This window comes from Fodinicola feengrottensis (assembly GCF_010993775.1).
Lineage (GTDB): Bacteria > Actinomycetota > Actinomycetes > Mycobacteriales > HKI-0501 > Fodinicola > Fodinicola feengrottensis.
On the sequence record NZ_WOTO01000002.1, the window covers coordinates 236,461 to 263,195 of the forward strand.

Here is a 26,735-nt window from a genome sequence, read left to right on the forward strand (position 1 = left end):
GCGCGGTAGCGGACAACCGGCGGGCGTATCAGCGTGAAGCCGACCAGCGGGCTGTGGCTGAGCGCAAACCGCGAGGAGGCGCTGCGCCGGCGGGCCACCGAGGAGCGGCTACGGATCGCCCGCGAGCTGCACGACGTGCTCGGGCATCACCTCTCGCTGATCAACGTGCAGGCCAGCGCCGCCCTGCATCGCCAGCCCGCGGATCCGGCGCAGTCGTCGGGCGCGCTGGTGGCGATCAAGGACAGCAGCCGGGAAGCACTGCGCGAGTTGCGGGCCACCCTCGGGGTGCTTCGCCAGGTGGACGAGGCCGCGCCGACCGCGCCGGCGGCCGGCCTGGACCGGCTGGGCGACCTGACGGCGGCCGCCGAGGTCGCCGGCGGCGTCGCGGTGTCGACCGAGGTCAGCGGGTCGCGAGTGGACCTGCCGGCGGAGATCGACCTGGCCGCGTACCGGATCGTCCAGGAAGCCCTCACCAACGTGACCCGGCATGCCGGTACGCACAGCGCGAGTGTCAGGATCCGGTACGCGGCCGATCACCTGAGCGTCGAGATTCTCGACAGCGGCGGCGGCTCGGCTGAGGGGGACACCGATGGGAACGGGATCCGCGGCATGACCGAGCGGGCGGTCGCGATCGGTGGCGAGCTGACCGCCGGGAACCGCGACGGCGGCGGGTTCCGGGTGGCGGCTTGGCTGCCAATCGGCGGCGACCGGTGATCCACGTCGTGCTGGCGGACGACCAGACGCTCGTACGCGCCGGCTTCCGCTCGATCCTGGACGGCGAGCCCGACATCACCGTGCTCGCGGAGGCCGCCAACGGTCTGGAAGCCGTACGAATGACCCGTGAGCTGCGCCCTGACGTTGTCCTTATGGACATCCGGATGCCGGAGTTGGACGGCCTCGAGGCGACCCGCCGGATCGCCGCCGAGAACGGTGCCTCCAAGGTGCTCATCCTCACCACCTTCGACCTCGACGAGTACGTCTACGACGCGCTGCGGTCCGGGGCGAGCGGCTTCCTGGTCAAGGACACCGAGCCGACCGAGCTGATCCACGCGGTTCGGGTGGTGGCCCGCGGCGACGCGCTGCGCGATCGCGCCGGCGATCACCCGCCGGCTGATCGCCGAGTTCGCCGGCCGGGGGCCACGGCCGACAGCGGGCCTCCGGCTGGACGGCTTGACCACCCGTGAGCGAGAGGTGATGGCACTGGTCGCCGGCGGCCTGTCCAACGACGAGATCGCCGCTCAGCTGGTGCTCAGCCCGGCCACCGCGAAGACGCACGTCAGCCGGATCATGAGCAAGGTCGGCGTACGGGATCGGGCGCAGCTCGTGGTGCTCGCGTACGAGTCGGGCATGGTGCGGCCCGGCTGGCTACATATCGACGGTGAAGATCACTGACCGGCGCTGTCGCGCGGCGCGGTCGAAGAAGTCCCGCAGCTCGACGAGGTTGTCCCAGGTGTAGACGAAGTCATCGTCGTCGTACGGACCGTCGTAATCGGTCGCGCTGAGCCGCCGGTAGCGCGTCAACAGCCAGTCCTTGTTGAGTGGCTGAAGTGCGGCGGCGGTGGCGGCGACCTGGTCGGCGGTGATGTGGCTGACGAAGGAGTCATCGGACTCGTACAGCTGCTGGCCGCCCAGCACCGCGTGGGCGAGCGGGTCGTCGCCGCCGTCGATGGTGAGGGTGCCGTCGGTGAGACAGCGGTGGATGGCGTCCCAGGCCTTGTCGGTCTCCAGGGTCTCGGGTCCGCCGAGCGTCTTCACGACCGCCATTCTGGCGGTGTCGTCGTCGGCGGCGCGGGTGAGCAGCCGGTCCTGTTCTGGGGTGAGCATGAAGTGCACGCCCAGGCTGGCCATGCGAGCTCCGTCCGTCGGGGCTGATCGGGCCTGCGCATAGTAGTGCCCGGTGCCGCCGCGGACCGAACCCCGGGGTATTGCAACTGGCGGTGTAAGGGGAAACCCCTAGTAACAACTGGTGCGGTACGCGCAGTGCCAGCGCCGGCATGACGACCGGGGGGGGTGTGCGCGGGCGATCGTGGTGAGGTGACTGGAGAAACCCTTGAGTTCGCCCGGCTGCAGTTCGCGTTGACGGCCGGCGCCCACTTCCTTTTCGTCGCGCTGACCGTGGGCCTGGCCACGATCGTCGCCTGTATGCAGACCCGGGCAACGCTGACCGAAAGCGCCGTCCACGAGCGGATGACCAGGTTCTGGGGGCAGCTTTACGTCATCAACTACGCCATGGGAATCCTGACCGGGTTGGTGATGGAATTCCAGTTCGGGCTGAACTGGAGCGGCCTCACGCATTTCGCCGGCAATGTTTTCGGTGCCTCGCTGGCGATGGAGACGCTGGTCGCGTTCTTCGTCGAGTCGACCTTCCTCGGCCTGTGGATTTTCGGCTGGGGACGGCTGAACCGGTGGGCGCACCTCGGGGTGATCTGGGTGGTGACGATCACCGCCTACCTCTCTGCGTACTGGATCCTGGTGTCCAACGGATTCCTGCAGAATCCGCGTGGCTATCACGTGGTGGACGGAGTCCTGCGGCTGACCGACGCGGCCGCCGTACTGACAAATCCCAACTCGATCGTGGCGTTTTTCCACATCATCGGTGGATCACTGGTCACCGCCGGTTTCTTCGTCGCCGGGGTGAGCGCGTACCAGCTGATGCGCCGGGCCGTCGAGGAGGAACTTTTCCGGCGGTCGCTGCGGATCGGGGTGTTCTTGACCGTGCCGGCGCTGGTTTCGACGGTCATCGCCGGTGGCATTCAGTTCGCCGTGGTCGGTGGCGAACAGCCGATGAAGCTGGCGGTTTTCGGCGACGTGGCCGACGAGGTCGCCCATCTACAGGCGGCCATGATGGCGCAGTTCGGGCCGGGAGACTACGTTCCGGACGCTGGCTGGGTGCGTACCGGTGGCGTGCTGATGCTGGTGTTCTTCGCGCTGATGTTTCTCTTCTCCTGCATGAATTTCCTGCTGGCATTGGCCACCCCGGTAGTCCGTCGATGCTGGCCATGGCACTTGCTGTTGATCGCGGCGATTCCGGTGCCTTTCCTGACGATGCTCGCTGCTGCTGGGTTTTCCGGGAAACCGGGAGGCAACCTTGGCTGGTGTACGGGCTGCTGAAAACCTCCGACGCGATCTCGCCGATTCCGGAAGGGCAGATGCGGTTGTCGTTGATCGCCTTCAGCATGCTTTTCGGCGTCTTGATCCTGCTCAATGTCTGGCTGTTGGCCCGAGCCGCCCGGCACGGCCCGGACAGCGTGCTGCTCGGCCACCCCACCTCTACCCAAGCACCGGTGTCGCTGCCGGTCACGACCTTTTAGGCGGCCCGCCATGGATGTCATCGCTGTTGCTCTGCTCACCTTTTTCGCAGTCGGCTATTTCGTCCTGGCTGGGGCGGATATCGGGGTCGGCATGGTATTGCCGTTCCTGGGTCGCCGTCCCGGCGAACGCCGGCTGGTCATCGCGTCCTTCGGTCCTTTCTTCCTGGCAAACGAAGTGTGGTTGGTCGGCACCGCGGGACTGTTGGTCGGGTTTTTCCCCAACCTGGAAGGTAAACTTCTGACTGGGCTGTTTCCGGCGGTGGTCTGCCTGCTGCTGGGCTGGATTTGCCGGGACCTCGGCCTGTGGCTGCGAGGCCGGATGAACGCCCGGCCTTGGTGGTGGTGTTGCGACGCGGCGATCGTGGCCGGCAGTTGGACGGTCGCGCTGAGCTGGGGGTGGATCGCGGCGAGCGTGCTCGGTCAGTCGAGTGCCGCCGTCGCGTCTGGACCAGGCACGGTGCTCGCCGCGTTGACGGTCGCCAGTCTCTTTGTCTTACATGGCCTCGCGTACGCGACCCTGCGGTTGTCCGGTGAGCTGCGGTCCCGGGCCCGAGCGCTGTCCGGCCCAGCCGGCGAGGTCCGGACGTACATCCTCACCTCGGCGGGCCTGGTGGCGCTGACCGTCGGCATGGGGTTCCGGCTCCCGCTGCTGGATTCGGCGGCCGACTCGGCGACCTTGCAGCTGCTGGTGCCGGCGGTCGTGTTGCTCACGCACGCCTTTCCTGCTGCTGTCGCAAATCCTGGTTCTGGCTGGTCTGTGGCGGCCGGGTGACCTGGCCGTCATACCTGTGAAGCGCCGCCAGCAAGACCCCACTGCCGGCCGGCTGACGGCGCTCCTGCCGGCGTACGCGGAGCCAGCCGGCCGGGTCCTCGCGCTGGTCCAGGGCGTTTTGATCGTCGTCCAGGCGGATCTGCTGGCCCGGGCGATCGCCGATCGACAGCTGCTGGCGTTGCCGTGGCTGGCCGTTGCCATCGGCCTTCGGGCGGTGGCCGGGTGGGGCGGCGGGCTGCTGGCACGAAAAGCCGCTGAGACGGCGAAAACTGGGCTGCGCAAGGCATTGCTCCGGCGAGCGGGCGGCGGGGACGGTGGTGGTTTCGGAACTCTGGTGGGGCGCGGCCTAGACGCTCTCGACCCGTACCTCGGCGGGTACGTTCCGCAGCTCGCGACGGCGATGATCGTGCCGCCGATCGTGCTCGCCAGACTGGGGTTCGCCGATCCGCTGTCCGCGGCGATCGTCTTGGTGACTCTCCCGCTGGTGCCTGTTTTCGGGGCGTTGATTGGGTTGCGGACTCGGGACGTGACCAGCAGGCAGTGGGCGCACCTGCAACATCTCGGCGGCCATTTCCGGGACGTGCTGGCGGGTCTCTCCACGCTGCGGGCCTTCGAGCGTACGGACCATCAGGCCGGAGTAATCAGGGAAATGGCCGAGGCGCACCGAAAGTCCACCATGGGCGCGCTGCGGGTCGCGTTTCTTTCCGCCTTCGTCCTGGAACTCGTGTGCTCGATGGCCGTCGCGCTGGTGGCTGTGCCGGTCGGCCTGCGGCTGCTCGACGGTCGTATCGGATGGCACCCGGCTCTGTTGGTGCTCGTACTGACACCGGAGGCATTCCTTGCGTTGCGGGCGCTGGGAACTCGGTTCCATGCCGGCGCGGAAGGTGTCGCGGCGGCCGAGCGCGCCTTTGCGGTGTTGGATGCGCCGGCCGAACCCGCCAGTGCGGGTTTGTCAGCAATGGCAGGGGAAATCCGGCTGGAGAATGTGACAGTCCGGTTTCCCGGCCAGCCCGAACCGGCGCTCGATCGGGTGAGTCTGACGATCCAGCCCGGCGAACGGGTAGCGATCATCGGGCCAAGTGGCGCCGGCAAGTCCACGCTTTTGCATCTCCTGTTGGGATTCGTACGACCGGACAGTGGTCGGGTGCTGGTGGGTGGGGTCGACTTGGCGACGGTGGATGTGCCGTCCTGGCGGCGGCAGTTGGCCTGGGTGCCTCAGCAGCCGCATTTCTTTATGGGAACTGTCGAGGAAAACATCCTGATGGGTACGCAGGCCGACCTCGCCCAGGTCAGGACCGCTGTCCAGGCGGCCGCGGCGGATTTCGTCGAACGGCTGCCGGCGGCGTACGACACGGTGTGGGGGGGGAGCGCGGCACCAGCCTGTCCGCCGGTCAGCGGCAACGGATCGCGCTGGCCCGGGCGTATCTGCGAAATGCTCCGGTGGTCTTGCTGGACGAGCCGACCGCTCGACTGGGATGTGTGCAGCGAGGAGGCCGCGGTGGTGGAGGCCGCGACGCGGCTGTTGCTCGGGCGTACGGCAGTGATGGTGGCTCATCGGCCAGCAATGCTGGCCGCGGCCGACCGGGTCGTACGGCTGCGGGCCGGCCGCCTGGAGCCGGTGGACGTCGAGGTAGCGGCATGATGGTGCTGTTGCGGACCCTTGCGAGGCCGCGGCTGCTGATCGCGGTGGTTGCCGGCATGCTGGCCGAGGTGGGTGCGGTCGGGCTGACCGCGACCGCGGCCTGGCTGCTCGCTCTCGGGCCGCTGACCAGCCGCCGATCGCCGCGCTGGGGGTCGCCATTGTCGGCGTCCGGGCGTTCGCGCTCCTACGCGGTGTTTTCCGTTACGCCGAAAGGCTTGCAGGTCACGACGTGGCCCTTCGCACGGTGGCTGGGCTTCGGTCGCGGGTCTATGCCGCGGTGGTCCGACACCGCGACGATGAGCGGGACGGCGACGCGTTGTCCCGGCTGGTGTCCGATGTGGACAGTGCGCAGGACGTGCTGCTGCTGCGGTGCCTGCTGCCGTCGGCGGTGGCCGCGAGCGTCAGCGTCGCCGCGATCACCACCTGCGCGATTCTGCTGCCGACCGCTGGATTCCTGCTGGCCGCCGGATTGGTGGTCGTGGGCATGGTGTTGCCCGCGATCGGCGCGGTGGCAGCGAAACGGATGAGCGCCGGCATCGCGCCCCTGCATGCGGAGTTGGCGGTCCGCAGCCTCGATCTGGTGGACGGTCGATGGGATTTGGCGGCTTTTGGCGGCACGGCGGCGGCCGAGCAGCGGGCCGAACGTGTCGCGGCAAGGCTCGGCCGGTCGGAACGGATGGCCGCGTACACTGGCGCAGTCCTCACCGGCATAGGGATTTTGTTGCAGGGCCTCATATGTGTGCTGGTGACGCTGCTGGCGGTACGAGCCGGGGCCGACGGAGTTTTGGTCGCGGTGCTGGCCTTGACCGCGTTGGCCGCCTTCGAACCGGTGCTGCCGCTTGCGGACGCGGCGCAGCGATGGGTCGAGCTCTGGCCGGTGGCCCGCCGAGTGGCTGAGCTGCTGAAACCGGTTGCGTCGCCACCGCGTCCCTTGCCGGCGGAGCGAATCGAACTGACCGGCGTACGGGTGACTTTTGGTGCCGTGGTTGCGTTGAACGACGTGTCATTCCGGGTCGAGCCGGGCCGTGCGGTGGCGATCGTCGGCGCGAGCGGGGCCGGGAAAGCACGCTGCTGGCGGTGCTGGCCGGTCTCGTACGCCCGGAGGCCGGTTCCGTACAGCTGCCGGCATCGCGGGTCTTGACTCAGGACGCGCACCTGTTCCGGACCACCATCCGGGCCAACCTTGCGCTCGCCCGGCCGGACGCGACCGAGGCGGAGCTGCTGGCGGCCGTACGGCTGAGCGGCGCGCGGGAATGGGTGGCGAGCCTGCCCGCTGGCCTGGACACCGTCGTCGGCGAAGGTGGCCGGCCGATTTCGGGGGGCCAGCGGCAAAGACTGTTGTTGGCCCGGGCCGTGCTGGCCGATCCGGATGTGCTGCTGCTGGACGAACCCACCGAAGGCCTGGAAATGGCGGCCGCGGACGAAGTGCTCGCGGGCCTGCTTCGAGCCCGGGCGGGCCGAACGACAGTGGTGGTCACCCACCGGCTGGCCGGACTGTCCGAGATGGACGAGGTGGTGGTGTTGGACTGCGGCAGGGCTGTGCAGCGCGGTCCGCACAACCAGTTGCTGGCGGGACCCGGGCCGTACCAGGACCTGTGGTCCGCCGAACTGTTGGTTTCCTGAGAACGGGACGGGATGAAACAGCGTGTCGAAAAGAAGTTCGCAGTACGGCCGCAATTTACTGGTATGGATCCACGTCATCACGTCGGTCGGCTGGATGAGCCAGGCGTTGGCGTTGCTCACTTTGATGCTGGTCGCCCGGTTGGATCCGTCCGTACGGGATGCGGCGATCGCGATCGCGCGGCTGCTCGATCGCCAGGTGCTCGCGCAGTTGGCCGACGCGTCCGCGTTCACCGGCTTCATGTTGTCGGCTCTGACCGCGTGGGGCTATTTCCGCTACTGGTGGGTGTTGGCGAAATTCGTGATCACGGTCGCTCAGCTCACGGTGGGGATCTTCTTTCTGGACCCGGATGGGACCCCCTTGTCCATCGCGCGCGGCGGCGCTGATGATGTCCGCGATTGGATTCCAGGCGTGGATGTCGATCGCCAAACCCTGGAAGAAGACGCCATGGGGTGAGAATGGCACCCCTAAGCGGTTGCCCACCGGGTCGCCTCGGGTATTCCTCGCCTGTTGCGCGGTGCCGGTGACCGACCTGGCGCTGAGCCTGGTTTGTGGCTTCCCCGCGCCACTCTTCTCGCTGCTGGCCACGATCGGGTATCCGATCTGGCGGTTCCGGCAGCTGCGACACCTGCCGGCCGCGCCGGCGCCGAGACGTACCTCCGAACCAATCCAGGTGTGAATCCCTGAGAAGATGAAGGGGAATGTGATGCCCATGTGATGACAATACGAATCGTACGAGAGCGACAGTCGGGGCCGGTGACGTGATCAGCTGGAGAGCGCCGACGCGGGCTCATAGTTGGCGAGTTCCGGGATCTGGTCGAGCAGGGCGCGGGCCGCTGGAGTGGGGCGGCCGTCCGGTGGGATCGCGGCGCACACGTGCCACCGCATCGGGTGGCCGTCCAGCTCGACCCGGTGCAGGTCGGCGGCCTGCGGCTTGTTGGCGATCGGCTCCGGCACGACCGCGATACCGAGGTCGTGGCCGAGCAGCTCCAGCTGCGTGTGCACGTCGTTGACCTGCAGGCCGACCTTGCGCCGCAGGCCGGCCCTGGCAAAAGCCGCGTCCGCCATTGTCCGGCCGGCCCAGTTCGGTGGGAAGTCGATGAAAACCTCGCCGGCGATGGCCGCGAGGTCCACTGTGGACTGGCCAGCCAGCCAATGCGACCGGTGACAGAGAACACCATGGGGCGGACCATCATCGGCAGCAGTCCTGGGGTGTCACCGAGTGTGTCGACAGCGACGAAGGCCACATCCAGCTGGCCCTGCCGGACTTTGTCGATGAGGCTGCTTGACCCGTCCTGCAGCAACTCCACCCGCACGCCCGGATGCCGGAGCCGAAAGGCGGCCAGCGTCGATGGCACGTCCGGGGCGCCGAGGCACTGTTCGGTGCCGACCGCCAGCGTGCCGCGCAACAGGCCCTGGACCGCGGCGACCGCGTCGCGCGCGCGGCGGCGGCGCCGTCGAGCGTACGTCTGGCCTCGGACAACAGCGCCCGGCCGGCATCGGTCAGCTCGACGCGGCGGGTCGAGCGGGTGAACAACGGTGCGCCGAGCTCCTGCTCCAACGCCCGGATCGAGGCCGAGAGGCCAGACTGGGCGATGTGCAGGCGCGCCGCGGCCCGGGTGAAGTGCCGTTCCTCGGCGACGGTGACGAAATACTCCAGGTGACGCAGTTCCACGTTCATCACTCTAGCTGCTGAGTGTGTGCAGGTTTCGCTGTTGGACGCCGGCCCGCTGTCCTGGCGACGATGGTAGGCATCGGACAGCGTGCTCAAAGGAGTGAGGAGCTCATGCAGCGGACAACACTGGGCAGGACCGGTCTCTCGGTGTCACCGATCGCGTTCGGCACCTGGCAGCTGGGTGGGGACTGGGGCGCCTTCGACGAGGCCGACGCGGTGGCGGCGATCCGGACGGCCCGGGACAGCGGCATCGACTTCTTCGACACAGCGCAGGCGTACGGCTTCGGGGCCTCAGAACGGCTGCTCGGCAAGGCCCTGCGGACGGACCTGGATCAGCGCCGCGACGAGGTGGTGATCGCCACCAAGGGTGGGGTACGCAGGACGGCGACCGGGCGGGTACGCGACTCAAGCCCGGAGTTTCTGCGCCGGGGCGTCGAGGAAAGCCTGACCTGCCTCGGCATCGACACGATCGACCTCTACCAGGTGCACTGGCCGGACCCGGGGACGCCGTTCGAGGACACCGCAGCCGCGCTGAAAGACCTTGTAGAGCAGGGCAAAATCAAGCATGTTGGCGTCTCGAACTACACCGCCGACCAGATGGCGGCGTTTTCCGAGGTGCTGCCGGTCGAGACGTTGCAGCCGCCATACCACCTCTTTCGCCGTACGGCCGAGGCTGACATTTTGGCGTACGCAAAGGAAAGCGACATTGGTGTCTTGGTGTACGGCCCGCTCGCACACGGCCTGCTCACCGGCTCGATGACTGCCTCCACGACATTCGCGCCTGACGACTGGCGATCCCGGAACCCGGCTTTCCGCGGTGAGCCGTTCGCCAAGAACCTCACCGTGGTCGACGAACTGGCGAAGCTGGCCGCCGACCTGGAGGTGACGCTGCCACAGTTGGCAACCGCCTGGACGTTGGCCAAACCTGCCGTGCATGTCGCGATTGTGGGCTCCCGCAACGCGAAACACATCGCGGACGCGGTGGGTGCGGCGGATGTACGGCTGGATGCGGACACCCTTGCCCAGATCGAGGAGATCACCTCCTCCCACGGTGTTCAGATCGGCGGCTCCAGCCCAGAAGGTCCGACCGCGCCGTAGCGGGCTTTGGACGACAAAGTCGTCTTGCCCTCAACGGTCAGAGGTTCCGCACGTCCGGGAGCGGCAGCGGGCGGACTGGCACAGGGGTGGAGACCAGCACGGCGGAGGTGGTGGTGCCGTACGGCAGGATGCGGTCCAGGACGTTCTCCAGATCCTCGACGGCTGGCACGTAGACGCGCAGCAGGAAGCAGTCCTCACCGGTGATCCGATAGCACTCGGTGATCTGCGGGGTACGAGCGGCCATGTCGGCGATCCGGCCCAGCTGGCCGGGCCCAGGCCCGGGGCGTACGCGCACCCACGCGGACACCGGCAGGCCGATCGCGGCCGGGTCGATGTCCACCCGGTAACCACGAATGACGCCGGCCGCCTCCAGCCGGCCGACCCGCTCGGTCACCGCCGGCGCGGACATCCCCACCCGGCGGGCCAGCTCGGACATGCTCTGCCGCGGGTCGGCCTGAAGTTCGGTCAGCAGCCGGACGTTGACCTCGTCCAGCAGCTGCTTACCGTTCGGAACGCCAGTGGCCGGCCGGGCTGCCCTTTCTGAAGGCATCACAGTCTCCTGACCTCGAAAAAGCCCTTCAGCTGGGACGTTACGCCTTCGACAATAGACCGGTGACGCCCACTGCCGGCAAACCCGCACGACTCGCCCAGAGAGTGCCTCCGCACGCCTACTTCGTGACCAGCGCGGTCTTCCACTATCTTGGCCCGTCGTTCGCGGTTCTGTTGTTCGCGCGGGTCGGTGTGCTCGGTGTCGTGGCTGGCTGCGGATCGCCGCGGCGGCGGCGGTTTTCGCGATCTGGCGCCGCCCGTGGTTGGTGTTGATCCGGGCCCGCGGCCAGCAACGGCTGCTGTTGCTGGCCCTTGGCGCGGTCCTGGGTCTGATGAACGTGGTTTTCTACCTCGCGATCGACCGGCTGCCGTTGAGCACGGTTGGCGCGATCGAGTTCCTCGGGCCAGTGCTACTGGCTGCGGTGGGCGTACGCACCTGGCGAAAACCTCGCCGCGCTCCTGTTCGCGATGGGCGGGGTGGCGTTGCTGACCGAAGTGCGCCTGGTGGGTGAGCCGCTGGGGTTCGTCTTCGCTTTCGTGAACTGCGCTGGCTTCGTGCTCTACGTGGTGCTTGGGCACCGGATCGCCGGCGACGGCGGCGCCGAGGGCATCGACCGGTTGGGTGCGTCGATGCTGGTCGCGTTGGTGGTGGTGAGTCCGGTCGGGTTCGTCGAGGCGGCTCGTACGTTCACCCAGCCGCTGCTGCTGGCCGCCGGGATCGGCGTCGGCATCTGTTCGTCGGTGGTGCCGTACGTGTGTGACCAGCTCGCGATGGCCCGGCTGCCGCGGTCGACTTTCGCGCTGCTGCTGGCTTTGCTACCGGCGACGGCCACGGTGATCGGCATCGTCGTGCTGCGCCAGGTGCCAACACTGACCGAGGTGGCCGGGATCCTGTTGGTGATCGTCGGGGTGGCCGTGCACTCCGACCGGACACCGCAACGACCCGCTGCCGGCGGGAGAGGCCGATAGGCGGGTCGTGGCGGCCCCTCAGGAGGAAGAGGGGCTTTCGCGGGCCGGGCGACGGGGGGCGCGCGGCCCGCGAAAGCCGTCTGGGGGTCAGGACTCCGCGGGCGGAATCCTTTCTGTTTTGTCCAGGTTGGTGGGTTCTGGCGCCGGCGGCGGCGGGGGGGAGCGGCGGCTGGTGGTGCGGCGGCGGTTTCGCCACGCAGGACCGAGCGGCGATGCACGTACTGCTGCTCGTCGATCTCGCCGCGGGCGAACCGCTCGGCCAGGATCGTCTCGGCGGAGCTGGGCCGGCCCATCCCAGCCCGGGCCATCATCTGCGCGCGTCCCCACGAGCCACGCCGACGCGCCGCGAAGAACGCGAGAACGACGAAAGCCGCGATCAGGATAAGCAGCGTCAGGGCGATCGCCGGGCCGAGCAAGGACAGCGGTCCGAACCCCCCCGCGGCCGCCGCCACCAGGACCCCACGGTCCTCGCGCAATTACGGACGAAAGCATGAGTTGGTCTCCCTCTGCTGGAACCCGGGGCGGCCAACGGCTGTCCCGGGTTCCATCCTCCACCTTGGCGCTAAGAATTCCCTGAGTACGATCTTCTAAACGTACTGGCGTAGGATTAAGTTCTGTCAAGTCGTCGAGACGGTCAGCACCCGCCGAGCAGTGGTGCGGAAAAATGTCACTTTGGGTAGGAAAGGGCCGGCTGGCCCCGCGCCGGTGAGCGCGCCGCGGGTGAGCACCCGCCAGGAAGTTTCCCGGCAGCGGCGCCGCCGCGCACACGGCTGCTGGGGCCATTTGATCGTGGCGCCGCTGTGGCCCAAACACGGCGTCAATCTGGGCACTCTGCTCCGTACGTGTGACGCCGTTGGCGCCTGCATGGCGGTGCCGAAACACAAGTGGGTGCCCGAGGCGCTGGACCGCGGCAACACGTTGCGGCGGCCGAGTTGTGTGCACTGGGTCAACGATCCGCGCGGCTGGCTGCTGCGCGAACGCGCTGTCGGTACGCGGATCTTCGCGGTGGAGTTGGCGGACGAGGCGATCCGGTTAGGCGATCTGCCGGCCGCCGGCGGCCGCAGCATCGCGTTGCTCGGCCACGAGACGTACGGGATCCCGGAGGACGTCCTGGACCTGGTGGACGTGGCCGTGGAGATCCCGATGATCGGCAGCGGGATCAGCCTGAATGTCGCGGTCGCCGGATCCCTTGTTCTCTACAAACTCGCCGGGATGCTCTGACAGCGAATAATTGTGCCCCAACGGCAGGAGAAATCGAAGGCGCCCGATGGCGGCCACCGACTACAGTGCCCGGAAGCGGAAAGCTGACGAGATTTCATAGGAGAGAAGACAGCAGATGGCGGCAACGCGGCTCAACCAGATCGTCGCAGTGGAGAAGGGCGTGAAATCCCGGTCGTTCTCGGAGCTGACCGACGCCCACCAGGCATTGCGAAATCCGCGTTGCTGTCCGGCATCTCCCGGACCTATCGGGCCAAGGACGAGGAAGGCGAGCAGTTGCCGCCGGAGGCGACCAAGGTCCAGGTGAAGTCGGACGAGGTGATCCGGCAGACCGCGGCGATCCTCACCAAGCTCTTCGACGTGACGGCCACCAAGGACTGGGCGAACTGCTCGGCCAAGGCCGACCTGGTGGTCGACGGCACCACCCTGGTCTCCGGCGTGCCGGTCACTTACCTGCTGTTCCTCGAAAAACAGCTCACCGACCTGCACACCTTCGTGCGTAAGCTGCCGACCCTGGACGCCGCGGACACGTGGGAGTACGACGCGTCCGCGGACTGCTGGGCGACCGAGCCGGCGCAGACGTTGCGGACGAAGAAGATCCCGCGTAACCACGTGAAGGCCGAGGCGACCGAGAAGCACCCGGCGCAGGTGGAGGTCTACTACGAGGACATCACGGTCGGCACCTGGCGTACGGTCAAGTTCTCCGGCGCGTTGCCGGCCAAGCGGGTGAACGAGTTGCTGGATCGGGTGGAAAAACTCCAGCAAGCGGTCAAATTTGCCCGCGAGGAAGCCAATAACGCGGAGATCGCCGACGTGAAGACCGGCGACCGGATCTTCGGCTATCTCTTCGCCTGAATTTTCCATCTGCTATGATTTCGGTGCGCAGGAGCGCAAACTGAAACTGAAGGTCAGTGTGACAGGCAAGACGGTGACAGTGGGGGTTCGATTCCCTCTCCCGCCACTCCTGGCGGGATAGCCCAACAAGGCAGAGGCAACCGCCGGGCCGCAACCAAGGTCAGACTCTCGCTCCAGCTTCAGCATTCGCCGTCGAGCACCGGATCAACGGAAAGGGAACGACCGCGTCGAGATACTGGTTCAAACCCGGTCGGGTGCCCCAAAACATGCGCCCGTAGCTTAATCGAAAAGCGCGATGCACTCAGAGTGATTCCCGTTCTTAAATGTGTCGGTGCAAGGAATTGGACGGCATTTCCAGGCCCGGGGGCGGGCAAACCCCCCGGGCCTCCCTGCGTTTCAGGAGCGGCGGCGAAAGCCCGCGACGGCGAGGCCGATGCACACCAGGCCGACGATGGCGATGATCGGGCCGAGGATCGCCCACAGCATCACGCCGGTCATGGCGCTGCCGGGCAGGATGCCCACCCCCTGAAGGGCGAAGACAGCTCCGAAGAAGGTCAGCAGGATGCCGACGATCACGAGCACGGTGTTCCTCATGGCGGCGTTTCCTTCCAGAGCAGGGATCGTCCTGTTCAGAAGGTACGACAGCCGGCGGCTTTTGGTTCAGTGATGCTGCGTTCAGCGGTGGTGCGTTCAGTGGTGGTGCGCGAGCGCCGAGTGGTCGGCGGTGGCCGGATCGGTGTGTACGGTCGCGCCGGCCAGCCGGGGGGCCGCGTGCAGCAGCCGGTGCTCCGCGTCGACGGCGATCGCGTGCGCGGCCACCAACGTCAGGTCGGCGGCCAGCACGACATCGGTTTCGGCGTGCAGCCGGTGGCCGATCCAGCGCAACCGCAAAGCCCCTACCGCGACTATCCCAGGTGTCTCAAGCAGCGTCTGCTCGGCCTGGCTGACCAGCGCTGGGTCAACCGCGTCCATCAACCGGCGGTAGATCTCCCGAGCCGCATCGCGCAACACCAGCACGATCGCGCCGGTGATGACGAGCCCCACCACCGGGTCGGCCCACGACCAGCCGAGCGCCACTCCGCCGGCGCCGAACAGCACGGCCAGCGACGTGAACCCGTCCGTACGAGCGTGCAGCCCGTCGGCGACCAGTGCCGCGGACCCGATCCGGCGCCCGACGGTGATCCGATAGCGGGCGACCAGCTCGTTGCCGGCAAAGCCGACCACGGCGGCGATCGCGACGGCGAACAGGTTGTGCACCGGCCGTGGATGGAGCAGCCGGTCCACCGCCTCGTACCCGGCCAGTGCTGAGGAAGCGGCGATGACCAGCACGATCGCGATCCCGGCGAGATCCTCCTCGGCCCGCCCGTACCCGTACGTGTAGCGGCGGTTCGCGGCCCGCCGGCCGACCAGGAAAGCGAGTGCCAGCGGGATTGCGGTCAGCGCGTCAGCGACGTTGTGCAGCGTGTCGCCCAACAACGCCACCGAACCGGAGAAAACCACCACGACGGCCTGGAAGAGCGCGGTCAGCCCGAGCCCGACAAGAGAGATCCACAGCGCTCGCATGCCGTCCCGGCTGGACTCCATCGCGCGGTCCACCTTGTCCGCGGAGTCGTGCGAATGAGGGGTCAGCAACCCCCGCCAGCCACGCTTGCCGTGCCCGTGGCTATGTCCATGTCCGTGTGTGTGCATCCCGGACTCCTCTCTGGCTGGACAGGACCACTCGTACGCGACGATGATATGTGCTCATGTACGCACGCGACAATGTGGCAGCTGCCGCTGACCTGCAACTGCCGACGGAAGAGCAGGTGGACGCCGCCGCTACCGCGCTGCGGATGCTCGCCGACCCCACCCGGCTGCGGATCGCCTGGCTGCTGCGTGACCAGGAGCTGGACGTGACAACCCTCGCGGAGGCGACCGGCGCGGCCCGGCCGGCGGTGTCGCAGCACCTGGCGAAACTGCTGCTGGCCGGGCTGGTACGCACCCGCCGGGACGGGCGGCGGGCGCTCTACAAGGCCCGCGGCGGGCACGTACGAAGGCTGGTCAGTGAGGTCGTCGAGGCGGTCGACCACGATCTACGCGGGTTGCCAGATCACGACTGATTTCGCCAAATGGCGTCGGAAGGACAACGATGGGGCGGTGACTGAAGATCCGCCTCCCGGGGCCGACCCCAGACGGTGGAAGGCGCTCGCGGTCACGCTGGTCGCCGGCTTCATGGGTCTGCTCGACGTCAGCATCGTGAATGTCGCCTTCCCGTCGATCCAGCACGCCCTGAACGCCTCCCTGAGCGATGTGCAGTGGGTGATTTCGGGTTATGCGCTGGCCTTCGGCCTCGCGCTGGTGGCTGGCGGGCGGCTGGGAGACGCGCTGGGGCGGCGGCGGATGTTCCTGATCGCGCTGACCGCCTTCATCCTCACCAGTGCGCTGGCCGGCGCGGCGACCAGCGCCTTCTGGCTGGTGGCCGCCCGGCTACTGCAGGGCCTGGCCGCCGGCCTGCTGACCCCACAGAACTCCGGACTGATCCAGGACCTGTTCCGTGGCGCCGAAAGAGGCCGGGCTTTCGGCATGTTCGGCGCCACCGTTGGGCTTTCCACCGCGGTCGGCCCGGTGGTCGGCGGGCTGATCCTCGCGGCCTTCGGGCCGGAGCACGGGTGGCGGTGGGTTTTCTACGTCAACGTACCGATCGGCGTGCTCGCGCTGATCCTGGCCGCCCGTCTGTTGCCACGCTGGCAACGAAAACCCGGCACCCGCGCGGACATCGACTTCGTCGGCGCGATCCTGCTCGGGCTCGCCGTGGTGTGTCTGCTTTTCCCGCTCGTACAATCGGAAAACGGCGGGCTGACGAAGTTCTGGTGGCTGTTCGGTCGGTCGGCGTTCTGGTCGGGTTCGGGTTCCTTCGCTGGGAGGTGCGTACGGTTCGTCGCCAACGCGCCTCACTGCTGGACATTCGGCTTTTCACCGAGACACCCGGATATTCGTCCGGGGCCGCGCTCGGTGCGGTGTATTTCTCCGGCTTCGCCGGCATCTGGCTCGTACTGGCGCTGTTTTTCCAGGACGGCCTCGGATACACGCCGTTGCAGTCCGGCCTCGCGGTGACGTCGTTCGCGTTGGGATCGGCGGTCACCTCGGTGGTCGCCGGCCGGCTGGTGTCGCGCTGGGGGAGGTGGGTGACGGTGACCGGCCTCAGCCTGGTCATCGTCGGCCTCACCCTGGTCGCGGTCCTGGTGCCGCTGTCGTCCCGATCAACCGCCGGCTTCGCGGTCGCGTTGCCGTTGCTGCTGGCCGGCATTGGCGGCGGTGCCGTCATTTCGCCGAACACCACGTTGACGCTGGAATGTGTGCCCACCCGGATGGCCGGCGTCGCTGGTGGTGCCTTGCAGACCGGCCAGCGGATCGGGACGGCTATCGGCACGGCCGTCCTCGCGTCGATCTTCCGGGCCGGCGTCGGCTCCTCGAACGCGTACGAGCGAGGCGTCTCGTTAGCGATGTACGGCGCCGTCGCCGTGACGGTGGTGGCGCTGGCCATCGGGCTGTGGGAGGTGTGGTCCCGGCGCACTCGGGTGAGCGCGGGCGAGCGTGCGGTGGCCGAGACCGCGGTGGCCTCCGACGTACACCGCGGCTGAGCGGGACGGGTTACCGGAAGCCAACCGTGACGTGCGGCGCGTACGGCTCCTCCAGGCGGGCGACCTCGGCGGGAGTCAGCTCGAGGTCGAGCGAAGCGATCGCGTCGTCAATGTGCTCCGGTTTGGTGGCCCCGATGATGGGCGCCGCCACCCCCCCGGGTTTGCCGCCGAACCACGCCAGCGCGACCTGCGCCCGGGGCACTCCACGCTCGGCGGCCACCTCGCCGACCCGTTCCACCACCGTACGGTCGGAATCCACGTAGAGCAGCTTGCCGAACTCGTCGGTGTCGCTGCGTGCGGTGGCGGTGTCCCAGTCGCGGGTGAGCCGGCCGCGGGCGAGCGGGCTCCACGGGATGACCCCGATGCCCTGGTCGGCGCACAGCGGCAACATTTCCCGCTCCTCCTCGCGGTAGATCAGGTTGTAGTGGTTCTGCATGGTGACGAACCGCGTCCAGCCGTGTTTTTTTCCGCCAGATAAAGAGCTTTCGAGAACTGCCACGCGTACATTGAGGACGCCCCGATATACCGCGCCTTGCCGGCCTTCACCACGTCGTGCAGCGCCTCGAGGGTCTCTTCGATGGGAGTTTCGTAGTCCCAGCGGTGAATCTGGTAGAGGTCGACGTAGTCGGTCTCGAGTCGGACGAGGCTGCGGTCGATCTCGGTCATGATCGCTTTACGGGAAAGCCCGCCGCCGTTGGGTCCTGGTCGCATCCGGCCGTGCAGCTTGGTGGCCAGCACGATTTCGTCGCGCTTGGCGAAGTCTTTGAGCGCCCGCCCCACAATCTCCTCGCTCTTGCCGACCGAATAGATGTTGGCGGTGTCGAAGAAATTGATGCCGGCCTCGACCGCCTGCTTGAGAAAGGGGCGGCTGGCCTCCTCGTCGTAACCCCAGGTGTGGTTGCCGCCGCCACCGAAACTCATGGTGCCCAGGCAGATGGCCGAAACGTCGAGTCCGGTCGAGCCGAGTTTCACGTACTTCATGCGCGAGCCTCCTGTTGAATCAACACCTGTGACCATCGTCGCAAATGGTCGTACGACCGGCACGACTCCCTACCATCGGAACGTGTCCCAGCCGTCCGACTCCCGAAAATACCGCCTCGTGCTGGTCGTTCTGTTGTCCGCGTGGTTCATGGCACAGTTCGATTTCTTCGTGGTGAATGTGGCCGCGCCGTCGTTCGAACGTGAGCTGCATGCCGGTCCGGCGGCACTGGAGCTGATCGTCGGCGGGTACGCGTTCACGTACGCGGCAGGCATGATCACCGGCGGCCGCCTCGGCGATCTTTTCGGTCACCGCCGGCTGTTTCTGGCCGGGATGGTGGCTTTCACGGTCGCATCGCTGCTGTGCGGGCTGGCGCAGGATCCCACCCAGCTGGTGCTCGGGCGGCTTGCGCAGGGCCTGACCGGCGCGCTGATGGTCCCGCAGGTGCTCGCACTCATCACCGCCGACTTCCCGGTGCGGCTGCGTGGTTGGGCGATCGGCTGGTACGGCACGGCGGGCGGGTTGGGATCGATCGCCGGCCAAGTGCTGGGTGGCTTTCTGCTGGACGCCAACGTTCTGGGCCTCGGCTGGCGGACGATCTTCCTGGTCAACGTGCCGGTCGGGATCATCGCGCTGGCCTTCGCATGGCGGGTGCTGCCGCGTCGGGAGGCCGCCCGGCGGGTGCGGCTGGATCTGCTCGGCGCGACCGGAATCGCGGCCGCGCTGGGTCTCGCGTTGATCCCGCTCGCGCTCGGCCGCGATCAGGGCTGGCCGGCGTGGGTGTGGATCTGCTTCGCGCTGGCCGTCCCCGCGGCCGCTGGAACCCTGTGGTGGCAGCGAAAGTTGGCCGCAAGTGGTGGTCAGCCCGTACTGGAGCTGGGCCTTTTCCGGCTGCGATCCTTCGTCGCCGGGGTGGGCAGCAGTGGCGCGTTCATGCTCTATTTCGGCAGCTTCATGTTCACCCTGACCCTGGTGCTGCAAAGCGGTATTGGCCTGACGGCCTTCCAAGCTGGCCTGGCTTTCGCTCCGATGGGCATCACGTATTCGGTGGCATCCGTGCTGGGCTCCCGCATCCCGCCTCGGTACGGTCGGCAAACGGTCGTCGCCGGCGGCACGCTGGTGGCGGCAAGCCTGGTCTTTTTGTTCTTCCTGCTGGGATCCACGCACGTACGGCTGGGCTGGTTCGTCGTCATGCTGGCGATTGCCGGCGTTGGCAACGGATTGACCGCGCCGCGCCTCATCGGCGCGACGCTCGTCGAGGTCGAGCCGCGGAACGCCGGTGCCGGCGCGGGCATTCTCACCACCACCCAGCAGTTCGCCAGCTCCGCCGGGGTAGCCGTGGTGGGTACGGTTTTCTTCGCCGCGGCCGCCCAGTCGAGCCTGGCTGGCGGCATGCGTTATGCGGCAGTCATCCAGCTCGCGCTGGTCCTGGTCGTGATCACGCTGATGATGATTCAGGGACGCCAGAAGTCCAACGCCATGGGGCGGAGCCGTTCGCTGAAAAGCCCCCAGAGGAGGACGTACCGCGAAGCAGTTCGCGCAGCTCGCGGTCGAATTCCGGCAGCCGCTGACCAAAAAGATGCGGAGTCGAGTACGACAGTGACAGCACGCTGGCGACGACCTCGTCCTCGGTACGCGTCAGAACGTCGTCATAATCGACCTGGATCCGGGTTGGCCCGGTGAATCCGGCCGCGCGCAGCTCGTCGACCTCGGTGCCGGGCGTACCAGCTGGCAGGGTGCCGCGGCCAGCTCTGCGTACGGGCCCCAAAAAATCGACGATCAGCGCGGCGATCGCGTCGTGTGGCGGTGTCGGATACGCAGTTGGGCCGGCGTCGGCCGTACCTTGATGAGTGGTCGCTTGTACGTGCACACAAACACCGCCCGGGGCGATGAGTGAGTGTACGACCGGAAGTACGCTCGGCTGATCCAGCCAGTGCAGCGACTGCGCGAAGGTGATCAGCTGGAAAGGCTCCCAGTCAGCCGGGATTTCCTCGGCACGAAGCCGATGCCAGCTCACCCTGCCGCGCGCTCATCCCGTCGCTTCGCCTCGGCGATCATGCCCTCGTCGGCGTCAATGCCGATGGTTTCGGCGAAAAGCGGCGCCAGCAGCATAGTCAGGGACCCAGGTCCGCAGCCCACATCGAGCAGTCGGCCGGTGCTGTCCAGCTGAAGTTGCGTGCGCAAGGTGTCGGCGATCGCGGGCGGATAGGGCATCCTGCCCTGGGCGTAATAGGTCGCGCTGCCTTCGTAGAGTGTCTCGTCCCAGGTCCAACCGTCTTTACGCATGGGCGCGATCGTACGAAGAAAGGCTGATGAGCGGAAACTCAATTCCGCCCGCGAGCACGTGGGCCCTTTCGGTGCGTCACAGCACGCTCACCAGGACGTACTCGCGGCGTGTCGGACCCCTCCCGATGAGATCGGTCAGAATCGGGTCTGTCATGGTGGTCGCACTCTTCAGTACGGAAGGCACGCGCGATGTTGTTCCGTTCTCGACTTCGCTCCGCCGCGCTGCGATATGCCCGCAGCGGCTGGGCCGTTCTGCCCGAGTCGGTGGTCGACCTCTCCCAGGCGAGTGTCGACCCTGACCAGATCATCGCCTGGTGGCCGCGTACGGCATGCAAGGAGGCCGTGTGCCTGCCGACTGGCCGCGGCTTCGACGTACTCGACGTGTCCACCGTGCTCGGCGCACACGCGATGCGAATCCTGGAGTGCGGTCCGCGGCCGTATCCGGCGGCGGTGCGTACGCCGGACCGCGCTGTTCTTCACTGCTCCGCTGGAGAGCGGCCGGGAGCCGATCTGGGATCCCGAGCTGGACATCCTGCACCGCGGCTCCGGTGGCGTGGTGAAGGCGCCGCCGTCGCCGGGCGCTGGGCACTGGGTGTGGCACTGGGAGCTGCGGCACCACTGCCTGCCTGCGATGACGACCGTGCTTGAGGCGCTGCTCGCCGCCAACCGGATGGCCACCGAGGGCGCCTACCAAGAGGCCATTTAGCGTCTGGTGGCCGCCGCGAGGTAGATCGTGGCGCACACGGTCATACGACCGGTTCGGGCTCTTTCGTGCTGTTCGGCCAGCCAGTCGTCGTTGTTCTGGGCTGCCCGTCGAAGCAGCGGGCCGATGACCTCGCCATCGGTGAAGAGCATGGGCGAGACTTCCAGCTCGATGTCCGCAAATCCGGCATCGGCCAGCAACGCGCGGAAGTTGGCGGCGGCTGACGGACTCGGGATCGTATCGGCGAAGCCGCGGATGAGGTCGCGGGTCAGCGCCCGGTCGTTCGCCGCCACCGCGATCGTGTCCCAGTCCTGGCCGATCAGGACGATCCGGCCTGTCGGCTTTATTACGCGGCTCGCCTCGGTGATCGCGTCCGCCGGATTCTTGAGCACGTGGAGGACTTTGTCGGCTCGGTAGGCGTCCAGTTCGGCGTCATCGAAGGGCAGTGATTCGGCGGTTGCTCGTACGAAGGTGACCTCCGGATAACGGTCGTGGGCGACCTCCAGCAGCTGCGGATCCGGGTCGACGCCGGTGACTTTTCGGGCCTGCCCCGCCAGCTCCGAGGTAGCCCGGCCCGAGCCGCAGCCGACGTCAGCGACCTTGCTCGCGCTGGTGAGACGCAGCAGCTCGTACGAGCGATGGCGCAGCTTGATGGCTGACGGTGTCAGCTCGGTTTTGTCGAGGGCAGTAAGCATGTCGTTGACCATGAGGCCCAGCGTGCAATTTCATGTTGACATGAAGTCAAGCGACGATCTCACCATCGGCGAACTCGCGGGCCGCTTCGGCCTCGCGACGCACGTGCTCCGGCACTGGGAGTCCGAAGGGCTCATCACGCCCCGGCGGCTGCCCAACGGCCGTCGCCGCTACGACTTCCCGGACGTCGTACAGGTCGCGATGATCTTGCGTGGCAAAGAAGCAGGGCTCAGCCTGGAGGACATCCGGGAGACCGTACAAGCCCCCGACGGTGCCGCCCGCCGCAAGGTCCTTCGCCGCCATCGGGACGACCTCCAACAGCGGATCGATCGCCTGCAGAGCGCCAAGTCGATGATCGATCATGCCCTGGACTGCAAGGCCCCCGACGTGTGGGAATGCGGAGTCTTCCGCGCCCGCATCATGGCCCTCGTCCCACCCGCCTGATGCGGCGCTACTGGGGGCCGGCTGCTATCGGCGTGGGGGTTTGCTCAGGTGCCGGCTCGGTGGGGCTGCCCGGGAAGACACAGGTCGCGACTGCGCCGCCAGTCGGCGCGCTGGCCAGCGTGACCCGGCCGCCGACATCGCGCATGACCTGGGCGACGATCGCGAGGCCGAGGCCCGAGCCGGGCAGCGCGCGGGCGGTGGGGGAGCGCCAGAACCGCTCGAAGACCTCGGCGGCGTCAGCTTTCGAGATGCCCGGGCCGTGGTCGCGTACGACCAGACGTCCCTCGCTCAGCGTGACCTCGACGGAACCGTTCGGCGGACTGAACTTGATCGCGTTGTCGAGGATGTTCAGCACCGCCCGTTCCAGACCGGTCGGGTCACCTCGGACGAACCACGGCTGCAGCTCGGCCTCGATCCGATGGTCCGGGCCGCGCAGCCGGGCCCGGTTGAGTGCGCGCTCGACGATCCTGTGCAGGGCGACCTGGCGGGCCACCCCGTCGGCCGCCGGTTGAACGCCCCTGGCCAGCGCCAGCAGGTCGATGACCAGGTCCGACAGCTCCCGCAACTGGGCGTCGATGCTGGTCAGCATGCGCGGCGCCTCCCCGTCGGGCAGTGGCCGGCCGGTGGCCGCGCTGCGGCGCAGTAGGTCCACGTTCGTACGCATGCTCGTCAATGGCGTACGCAGCTCGTGCCCGGCATCCTCGATGAGCCGGCGTTGTCGTTCTCGTGACTCGGCGAGCGCGTGCGTCATCGTGTTGAAAGCCTGACCGAGCCGGGCGATCTCGTCATTGCCCTGGATCGGCAGCGTGATGGATAGGTCCTCGGTACGCGAGATGTGCTCGGCGGCCTGGGTGAGCCGGTCGACCGGGGCGAGGCCGGTCCTCGCGATCACCAGCCCAGCGCTGGCCGCCAGCAGTACGCCCAAAGCCGCGATGCCGAGGTAGAGGAGCCCCAAGGACCGCATCGGATCGTCGACGACCGCCAGCGGTTCGGACACGACGACCGCGAGATGCGGAAACTTGGGGTAGTACGTGAGCGCGTAGACCTGGACCTTGGTGCCGTAGTAGGTGACGGCATCGTGTGTGGTGCTCGTGAGCGAGTCGGCCGAAGCGACAGCGGCATCGGACTCCTGGAGGCGCGGCGAGTCGCCGGTCTGCCCGCACAGCTGCGCGCCGTCCTCGCTGATCACCTGGAAGTGGACCGAATATCGGTCGGGCAGCAGGCTGGCGTCGAGCCGACACACCGTCGTCGGGTCGTTCTTCTGGATGGCTCCGATCGCGGCCGCCTGCAGGTTGGCGTTGAGCTGTTGAGTCAGCTGCGATCGGGTGATCAGCCAGGCCGAGGTCGCGGCCAGCACGATCGCGATCGCGACGGCGACCGCGGACATCAGCGCGAGCCGGCCGCGCAGGGTGAGGTGGCGCATGGCGGCGCCGGTCTAGCCGGCCTGCCGGAGGACGTACCCGACTCCGCGCACGTGTGTGTGCAGCAGCCGGGTAGAGCCAGCCGGTTCGGTCTTCCTGCGCAAATACATCATGTAGACATCGAGTGAGTTGGACGCCGGCTCGAAGTCGAACCCCCAGACCGCCTTCAGGATCTGTGCCCTGGTCAGCACCTGGCGCGGGTGCGCCAGGGAAGAGCTCCAGCAGCGCGTACTCCGTACGAGTCAGCTCCACCCGGTCGTCGCCGCGGCGGACCTCGCGGGTGGTGGTGTTCATCGTCAGGTCGTCGAAGTGCAGGGTGGCGGCCGGGTCGCCGTCGGGCGAGTCGGTTGGCGGCTGGGTCGAGGAGAGGGCGCTGCGGCGCAGCAGGGCGCGCAGCCGGGCCAGCAACTCCTCCAGGTCGAATGGCTTGACCAGGTAGTCGTCGGCGCCCACATCCAGCCCGGTGACCCGGTCCCCGACAGTGTCCCGTGCGGTCAGCATGAGAACCGGCAGCATGTCACCCTCGGCGCGCAGCCGGCGGCAGGTGGTCAAGCCGTCGCGGCGAGGCATCAGTACGTCCAGGACGACCACGTCCGGGCGCTCGGCGGCGATCCGCTCCATCGCCTCAATACCATCGGCGGCCAGGCTGACCTGGTAGCCCTCGAAAGTCAGGCTGCGCGCCAGCGACTCTCGGACGGCTGGTTCGTCGTCGACGACCAGCACGTGCCGCGGTCCGCTCGGCTCGGCGTTCGGTTGCATGAGACGACAGTAGGCACTACCGCCCGTTATCGCCTACAAGAGGGGTCCCCGGCGACATCTCTTAGCGAATTCTCACCCCTCCTTGAGTGGTGGCTCAGCGGTCCCTCGGATCGTCGTAACCATGAGCAGCACGGCGGAGCCGACGGACGACGAAGCCGCCGCGCCCGTCATCGAAATCGTCCTCCCGGTGCGGAACCGCGGCCCTGAGTTCGCCGCCGACGTGAACGTCCTTTACGCGGCGCTGGCCGCCGGCAGGGCGCCCTTCCGGTTGGTCATCGCGGATGCCGGCAGCACCGACGGCAGCTGGCTGGTGGCCCGCCGGCTGGCCGCCGAGCTGCCGGACGTGTACGCGCAGCAGACCCATCACCGTGGCCGCGTCGAGGCGGTCCGGCAGGTGTGGGAGGCCAGCGACGCGGACGTGGTGGCTGACCTGCACACGCTCTCGCTGCTCGGCCGTACGGACGTGTTGCCGGGCCTCGCCGACCTGGTCGCCGGCAAGATCGACGTGAGCGTCGGGGCCGGCTATCTGGCGGTGCGTACGGTCATTGCTCAGGCCCTGCTCTCCGACATGAGCGGGCATGTCCGACGCTTTTTGAGGCAGCGCTGCTGGCCGCCGCGAGCCGGCATGGCCTGCGGGTTCGAAAGGCCTCCCGGCGGTCCGACCTGCTGGCCCGCCTGCTGTTGCTGGGGCGGCCCAGCTAAAGGTCGACGTGGGAGCCCATGACGACCGTACGTTCGTGGGGTAGGCGGAAATAGATGGCCGGGCTGGCCGCGTTGTTGGCCAGTCCGATAAAGAGCCGTTTGCGCCAGCTGTGCATGCCGGGTTGATGACTGAGCTCGATGGTGATCCGGGACAGGAAATAGGACGCGGTCTCCGGGTCGATGTCGAGTTCGGACTGGGTCTCGCTGAGGGCCTTCGCGCTGCGTAGCGTCGCCGGAATGTCCTGGTCGTCCTGGAAGCCGAAGCGGGCGGTGAGATGGACGATGCCGTCGTCGACGTAGCCGAGGTTGTCGACCCGCAGGCGCTGATCGGCCGGCACGTGCGGCACGTTCTCGGTCTCGACGGACACGATCACCACGTGCTGGTGGAGCACGTGGTTGAACTCGACGTTTCGCGCGCAGCGCCAGCGGTGTGGTGAGGCTGGTGGGATGCGGGAAGACCGCCGTACCGGGCACTCGGAGCAGCGACTTCTCCCGGATGGCGTCGACAAAATCTGGCAGCGAGCCTTCCAGGTCGGTACGTCGGGTGGTGACGATCCGGCGACCGCGCTGCCAGGTGGTCATCACCGTGACGATCAGGATCGCGACCAGCACCGGCAGCCAACCGCCGTGCGCGATTTTGGTGAGGTTGGCGGCGAAGTACGTGATTTCGACGCCGCCGAAGACGACGCCGGCCACGATGACCTTCCAGCGGGCCCACTTCCAGATCGCGCCCGCGACGACCAGGAAAAAGCGTGGTCGTGATGAGCAGCGTGCCGGTGACGGCCACGCCGTACGCGGTGGCCAGCTTGTCCGATGACCGGAAGGCCAGCATCAGCACCAGAACTCCGCCGAAGAGCAGCCAGTTCACCGCTGGCACGTAAATCTGGCCGCTTTCGCTGTGCGAGGTGTGCTTGACGGTCAACTGAGGCAGGAAGCCGAGCCGCACGGCCTGCCGGGACACCGAGAACGCACCGGAGATGACAGCTTGTGAGGCGATCACGGTGGCGATGGTCGCCAGCGCCACCATCGGAATCTGCGCCCAGGTCGGCACCAGCAGGTAGAACGGGTCCGAGACCGCCGACGGCTGGTGCAGGATGAGCGCGCCCTGGCCGAGATAGTTCACCGTGAGCGCTGGGAAAACGACCGCGAACCAGGCCCGTCGGATCGGCGGCCGGCCGAAATGGCCCATGTCCGCGTAGAGCGCCTCGGCGCCGGTGATCGCCAGCACCACAGCGCCCATCGCGATAAAGGCGATATACGGATGGTCGAAGATGAAGGTGACGATGTACGTGGGGGACAGGCCACGCAGGATGTCCGGGTGCGCGACGATCTGCGGCACGCCGAGCACCGCGAGCACCACGAACCAGAGCACCATGACCGGCCCGAACAGCCGCCCGACCCGATGCGTGCCCCAGCGC

31 protein-coding genes and 10 pseudogenes are annotated in these 26,735 nt (G+C 67.7%); 26 read left to right on the forward strand and 15 right to left on the reverse strand.

The genetic code is table 11. The features are described from left to right. Positions 1-33 precede the first annotated feature (33 nt). Both GNX96_RS48195 and GNX96_RS02685 read left to right on the forward strand, forming a co-directional pair. Entirely contained in the window at positions 34-714 is a 681-nt protein-coding gene (locus GNX96_RS48195; RefSeq protein ID WP_279579157.1) for a sensor histidine kinase, read from the forward strand. Beyond that, positions 711-1,392 (forward strand): annotated as a pseudogene (locus GNX96_RS02685) (response regulator transcription factor). The gene GNX96_RS48195 and the pseudogene GNX96_RS02685 overlap by 4 nt, the downstream one beginning before the upstream one ends. Here the strand turns inward: GNX96_RS02685 and GNX96_RS02690 are convergent. Continuing rightward, positions 1,366-1,848 carry a DUF1877 family protein gene (locus GNX96_RS02690; RefSeq protein ID WP_163566870.1) on the reverse strand — a complete coding sequence of 161 codons (483 nt, stop codon included), beginning with the start codon at positions 1,846-1,848 and terminating at the stop codon, positions 1,366-1,368. The pseudogene GNX96_RS02685 and the gene GNX96_RS02690 sit on opposite strands and share 27 nt — an antisense overlap. A gap of 186 nt (positions 1,849-2,034) precedes the next feature. Between GNX96_RS02690 and GNX96_RS02695 the strand changes: the two genes are divergently transcribed. From GNX96_RS02695 to GNX96_RS48215, 9 genes and pseudogenes are all read left to right on the forward strand, one after another. After that, positions 2,035-3,111 carry a cytochrome ubiquinol oxidase subunit I gene (locus GNX96_RS02695; protein WP_279579158.1) on the forward strand — a complete coding sequence of 359 codons (1,077 nt, stop codon included), beginning with the start codon at positions 2,035-2,037 and terminating at the stop codon, positions 3,109-3,111. Beyond that, a complete protein-coding gene (locus GNX96_RS02700; RefSeq protein WP_279579159.1) occupies positions 3,096-3,311 on the forward strand; it encodes a cytochrome ubiquinol oxidase subunit I in 216 nt (71 codons plus the stop codon). The genes GNX96_RS02695 and GNX96_RS02700 overlap by 16 nt, the downstream gene beginning before the upstream one ends. A 10-nt stretch (positions 3,312-3,321) precedes the next feature. Then, positions 3,322-4,083, forward strand: coding sequence for a cytochrome d ubiquinol oxidase subunit II (locus GNX96_RS02705; RefSeq protein ID WP_163566872.1), 762 nt, complete (start codon positions 3,322-3,324; stop codon positions 4,081-4,083). Positions 4,084-4,099: 16 nt separating this feature from the next. Continuing rightward, positions 4,100-5,440 (forward strand): annotated as a pseudogene (gene cydD / locus GNX96_RS02710) (thiol reductant ABC exporter subunit CydD); the annotation flags it as partial. Continuing rightward, positions 5,440-5,502: pseudogene (locus GNX96_RS62235) on the forward strand (hypothetical protein); the annotation flags it as partial. The pseudogenes cydD and GNX96_RS62235, both read left to right, overlap by 1 nt. 452 nt (positions 5,503-5,954) lie before the next feature. After that, complete coding sequence (locus tag GNX96_RS48200; RefSeq protein WP_279579160.1) at positions 5,955-6,866, forward strand: ABC transporter ATP-binding protein; 912 nt, start codon at positions 5,955-5,957, stop codon at positions 6,864-6,866. Continuing rightward, entirely contained in the window at positions 6,803-7,348 is a 546-nt protein-coding gene (locus GNX96_RS48205) for an ATP-binding cassette domain-containing protein (RefSeq protein ID WP_279579161.1), read from the forward strand. The genes GNX96_RS48200 and GNX96_RS48205 overlap by 64 nt, the downstream gene beginning before the upstream one ends. A gap of 94 nt (positions 7,349-7,442) precedes the next feature. After that, complete coding sequence (locus tag GNX96_RS48210) at positions 7,443-7,802, forward strand: hypothetical protein (RefSeq protein ID WP_279579162.1); 360 nt, start codon at positions 7,443-7,445, stop codon at positions 7,800-7,802. 67 nt (positions 7,803-7,869) lie between these two features. Next, positions 7,870-8,025 carry a hypothetical protein gene (locus tag GNX96_RS48215; protein ID WP_279579163.1) on the forward strand — a complete coding sequence of 52 codons (156 nt, stop codon included), beginning with the start codon at positions 7,870-7,872 and terminating at the stop codon, positions 8,023-8,025. Positions 8,026-8,111: 86 nt separating this feature from the next. On the opposite strand, the pseudogene GNX96_RS48220 reads toward GNX96_RS48215, so the two are convergent. From GNX96_RS48220 to GNX96_RS62245, 3 pseudogenes are all read right to left on the reverse strand, one after another. Beyond that, positions 8,112-8,519, reverse strand: a pseudogene (locus GNX96_RS48220) (LysR substrate-binding domain-containing protein); the annotation flags it as partial. Between the two features lie 98 nt (positions 8,520-8,617). After that, positions 8,618-8,704 (reverse strand): annotated as a pseudogene (locus GNX96_RS62240) (hypothetical protein); the annotation flags it as partial. 191 nt (positions 8,705-8,895) lie between these two features. Further along, positions 8,896-9,027 (reverse strand): annotated as a pseudogene (locus GNX96_RS62245) (LysR family transcriptional regulator); the annotation flags it as partial. Positions 9,028-9,132: 105 nt separating this feature from the next. Here GNX96_RS62245 and GNX96_RS02730 point away from each other — a divergent pair. After that, positions 9,133-10,119, forward strand: coding sequence for an aldo/keto reductase (locus GNX96_RS02730; RefSeq protein ID WP_163566874.1), 987 nt, complete (start codon positions 9,133-9,135; stop codon positions 10,117-10,119). Positions 10,120-10,156: 37 nt separating this feature from the next. On the opposite strand, the gene GNX96_RS02735 is transcribed toward GNX96_RS02730, so the two are convergent. Beyond that, positions 10,157-10,669 (reverse strand): Lrp/AsnC family transcriptional regulator, encoded by a 513-nt coding sequence (locus GNX96_RS02735; protein WP_163566875.1) that lies wholly within the window; start codon positions 10,667-10,669, stop codon positions 10,157-10,159. 62 nt (positions 10,670-10,731) lie between these two features. Here GNX96_RS02735 and GNX96_RS48230 point away from each other — a divergent pair, with 62 nt between their 5' ends. The 6 genes from GNX96_RS48230 to GNX96_RS02755 all read left to right on the forward strand — a co-directional run bounded on the left by GNX96_RS48230 (position 10,732) and on the right by GNX96_RS02755 (position 13,710). Continuing rightward, on the forward strand, positions 10,732-10,941 hold the full coding sequence (locus tag GNX96_RS48230) for a hypothetical protein (protein ID WP_279579165.1): 210 nt from the start codon (positions 10,732-10,734) through the stop codon (positions 10,939-10,941). Further along, a complete protein-coding gene (locus GNX96_RS48235; protein ID WP_279579166.1) occupies positions 10,935-11,180 on the forward strand; it encodes a hypothetical protein in 246 nt (81 codons plus the stop codon). The genes GNX96_RS48230 and GNX96_RS48235 overlap by 7 nt, the downstream gene beginning before the upstream one ends. Then, a complete protein-coding gene (locus GNX96_RS48240; protein WP_279579167.1) occupies positions 11,173-11,637 on the forward strand; it encodes an EamA family transporter in 465 nt (154 codons plus the stop codon). The genes GNX96_RS48235 and GNX96_RS48240 overlap by 8 nt, the downstream gene beginning before the upstream one ends. Before the next feature lie 212 nt (positions 11,638-11,849). Then, positions 11,850-12,131, forward strand: a complete 282-nt coding sequence (locus GNX96_RS02745) for a hypothetical protein (protein WP_163566876.1) — start codon at positions 11,850-11,852, stop codon at positions 12,129-12,131. Positions 12,132-12,342: 211 nt separating this feature from the next. Continuing rightward, the gene (locus tag GNX96_RS02750; RefSeq protein ID WP_163566877.1) at positions 12,343-12,858 is read left to right on the forward strand and encodes an RNA methyltransferase; all 516 of its coding nucleotides are present in this window, start codon (positions 12,343-12,345) and stop codon (positions 12,856-12,858) included. Between the two features lie 219 nt (positions 12,859-13,077). After that, positions 13,078-13,710, forward strand: a complete 633-nt coding sequence (locus tag GNX96_RS02755) for a DUF7873 family protein (RefSeq protein WP_279579168.1) — start codon at positions 13,078-13,080, stop codon at positions 13,708-13,710. A gap of 396 nt (positions 13,711-14,106) precedes the next feature. Here GNX96_RS02755 and GNX96_RS02760 read toward each other — a convergent pair whose 3' ends face one another. After that, positions 14,107-14,304, reverse strand: a complete 198-nt coding sequence (locus GNX96_RS02760) for a hypothetical protein (protein ID WP_163566878.1) — start codon at positions 14,302-14,304, stop codon at positions 14,107-14,109. 96 nt (positions 14,305-14,400) lie between these two features. Beyond that, positions 14,401-15,399, reverse strand: a complete 999-nt coding sequence (locus tag GNX96_RS02765) for a cation diffusion facilitator family transporter (protein ID WP_163566879.1) — start codon at positions 15,397-15,399, stop codon at positions 14,401-14,403. A 56-nt stretch (positions 15,400-15,455) separates the two neighbouring features. Between GNX96_RS02765 and GNX96_RS02770 the strand changes: the two genes are divergently transcribed. Genes GNX96_RS02770 through GNX96_RS48250 form a run of 3 tightly spaced genes read left to right on the forward strand, consistent with a single transcriptional unit; the run spans position 15,456 to position 17,330 of the window. After that, the gene (locus GNX96_RS02770) at positions 15,456-15,809 is read left to right on the forward strand and encodes an ArsR/SmtB family transcription factor (protein ID WP_163566880.1); all 354 of its coding nucleotides are present in this window, start codon (positions 15,456-15,458) and stop codon (positions 15,807-15,809) included. A gap of 37 nt (positions 15,810-15,846) precedes the next feature. After that, on the forward strand, positions 15,847-16,803 hold the full coding sequence (locus tag GNX96_RS48245; RefSeq protein WP_279579169.1) for an MFS transporter: 957 nt from the start codon (positions 15,847-15,849) through the stop codon (positions 16,801-16,803). Continuing rightward, positions 16,707-17,330: an MFS transporter gene (locus tag GNX96_RS48250; RefSeq protein WP_279579170.1), complete on the forward strand. Its 624-nt coding sequence runs from the start codon at positions 16,707-16,709 to the stop codon at positions 17,328-17,330. Before GNX96_RS48245 ends, GNX96_RS48250 begins: the two co-directional genes overlap by 97 nt. Positions 17,331-17,340: 10 nt before the next feature. Here the strand turns inward: GNX96_RS48250 and GNX96_RS62250 are convergent. Further along, positions 17,341-18,347: pseudogene (locus GNX96_RS62250) on the reverse strand (aldo/keto reductase). Here GNX96_RS62250 and GNX96_RS02785 point away from each other — a divergent pair. Beyond that, complete coding sequence (locus tag GNX96_RS02785) at positions 18,340-19,992, forward strand: MFS transporter (RefSeq protein WP_279579173.1); 1,653 nt, start codon at positions 18,340-18,342, stop codon at positions 19,990-19,992. The pseudogene GNX96_RS62250 and the gene GNX96_RS02785 sit on opposite strands and share 8 nt — an antisense overlap. Then, entirely contained in the window at positions 19,989-20,156 is a 168-nt protein-coding gene (locus GNX96_RS48265) for a hypothetical protein (protein ID WP_279579174.1), read from the forward strand. Before GNX96_RS02785 ends, GNX96_RS48265 begins: the two co-directional genes overlap by 4 nt. Positions 20,157-20,322: 166 nt before the next feature. Here the strand turns inward: GNX96_RS48265 and GNX96_RS48270 are convergent, their stop codons facing one another. Beyond that, entirely contained in the window at positions 20,323-20,595 is a 273-nt protein-coding gene (locus tag GNX96_RS48270; RefSeq protein ID WP_279579175.1) for a class I SAM-dependent methyltransferase, read from the reverse strand. A gap of 189 nt (positions 20,596-20,784) precedes the next feature. Between GNX96_RS48270 and GNX96_RS02795 the strand changes: the two genes are divergently transcribed. Continuing rightward, the gene (locus GNX96_RS02795; RefSeq protein WP_163566881.1) at positions 20,785-21,243 is read left to right on the forward strand and encodes a bifunctional DNA primase/polymerase; all 459 of its coding nucleotides are present in this window, start codon (positions 20,785-20,787) and stop codon (positions 21,241-21,243) included. Between the two features lie 54 nt (positions 21,244-21,297). On the opposite strand, the gene GNX96_RS02800 is transcribed toward GNX96_RS02795, so the two are convergent. After that, positions 21,298-22,005 (reverse strand): methyltransferase domain-containing protein, encoded by a 708-nt coding sequence (locus GNX96_RS02800; RefSeq protein WP_279579176.1) that lies wholly within the window; start codon positions 22,003-22,005, stop codon positions 21,298-21,300. A 28-nt stretch (positions 22,006-22,033) separates the two neighbouring features. Between GNX96_RS02800 and GNX96_RS02805 the strand changes: the two genes are divergently transcribed. Next, positions 22,034-22,435, forward strand: a complete 402-nt coding sequence (locus GNX96_RS02805; protein ID WP_163566883.1) for a MerR family transcriptional regulator — start codon at positions 22,034-22,036, stop codon at positions 22,433-22,435. 7 nt (positions 22,436-22,442) lie between these two features. Here the strand turns inward: GNX96_RS02805 and GNX96_RS02810 are convergent, their stop codons facing one another. Both GNX96_RS02810 and GNX96_RS02815 read right to left on the reverse strand, forming a co-directional pair. Next, a complete protein-coding gene (locus GNX96_RS02810) occupies positions 22,443-23,858 on the reverse strand; it encodes a HAMP domain-containing sensor histidine kinase (protein ID WP_163566884.1) in 1,416 nt (471 codons plus the stop codon). A gap of 12 nt (positions 23,859-23,870) precedes the next feature. Beyond that, positions 23,871-24,615 (reverse strand): annotated as a pseudogene (locus GNX96_RS02815) (response regulator transcription factor). A gap of 121 nt (positions 24,616-24,736) precedes the next feature. Here GNX96_RS02815 and GNX96_RS02820 point away from each other — a divergent pair. Beyond that, positions 24,737-25,339, forward strand: coding sequence for a glycosyltransferase family A protein (locus GNX96_RS02820; RefSeq protein ID WP_163566885.1), 603 nt, complete (start codon positions 24,737-24,739; stop codon positions 25,337-25,339). Here GNX96_RS02820 and GNX96_RS48275 read toward each other — a convergent pair. The 3 genes and pseudogenes from GNX96_RS48275 to GNX96_RS62260 all read right to left on the reverse strand — a co-directional run. Continuing rightward, positions 25,314-25,709, reverse strand: a complete 396-nt coding sequence (locus tag GNX96_RS48275) for a KUP/HAK/KT family potassium transporter (protein WP_279579177.1) — start codon at positions 25,707-25,709, stop codon at positions 25,314-25,316. The two genes, GNX96_RS02820 and GNX96_RS48275, sit on opposite strands and share 26 nt — an antisense overlap. A gap of 178 nt (positions 25,710-25,887) precedes the next feature. Further along, positions 25,888-26,013, reverse strand: a pseudogene (locus GNX96_RS62255) (KUP/HAK/KT family potassium transporter); the annotation flags it as partial. A gap of 109 nt (positions 26,014-26,122) precedes the next feature. Further along, positions 26,123-26,692, reverse strand: a pseudogene (locus GNX96_RS62260) (KUP/HAK/KT family potassium transporter); the annotation flags it as partial. Between the last annotated feature and the right edge of the window lie 43 nt (positions 26,693-26,735).